The organism is Bacteroides sp. 51 (genome assembly GCF_010500965.1).
GTDB lineage: Bacteria > Bacteroidota > Bacteroidia > Bacteroidales > Bacteroidaceae > Bacteroides.
Genome location: NZ_QVMI01000100.1, coordinates 490 through 1216 on the forward strand (window position 1 = coordinate 490; position 727 = coordinate 1216).

1 pseudogene is annotated in these 727 nt (G+C 54.6%); it reads right to left on the reverse strand.

What is annotated here, in order from left to right:
• A pseudogene (locus tag D0T87_RS23695) lies at positions 1–727 on the reverse strand (hypothetical protein); the annotation flags it as partial.

Consider the following 727-nt stretch of genomic DNA (forward strand, 5'->3'; position numbering starts at 1 on the left):
TTTGGAGAGGGCTGGGGTGAGGCTTGGCTTTTCTCCAACTCCTGTGCATTACGCCCGGCCTCCTTGTTTCCTTCCGCCTGTGCCCGGGCGAAGCAATCACCTGCCCGCTTCATATCCTTTTCCAGATAGGCCAGTATCCCGGCATTGTTCCACCAGTCGGCGGTACGCTGGTTTACCCGCGCCAGGTAACGGGCCGCCGAAGCGGCATCTTTGCGCGCCAGCGCGCTGGCAGCGGCATTCAGGTTTGCCACATCATCCCCAGGGAAGAGCCGTGCCGCTGTTTCAAAGACTTCGTTAAAAGCAGCGGTGCCCGGCTCATAAGTGTTCGCAATGAGGAACATCTCGTTTAAGGAGAGATTGCCCGGGTTACGTTTGAATACTTCTTTGCCTTTCTCTATGGTAAAAGGGGCAACCGTATAGTGCAACTGGTAATCCGTGCGGCGAAGCTGCGGATAGATATTCTCTAATAGGTAACGGTAGGCTGAGCCACCGTTCAGGGCTTTCAGGCGTTGCTCTTTCTGGTCGTAGTCATAGATACCGGCACGGATAATTTCAAGCAGGGCATACTTATCCTGCATATAAGACTGGCTAACCAATGTATCGAGCATCGCCCAGTCCTCGCCCCGTCCGCTAACCGAGAACAGACTTTCGGGAAAGCCGTACAAGGCTTTGATCTGCTTTCTCAGGGCGTCGGCACGTTTACCCGAGAGGGTAAGGTTAGACCCAT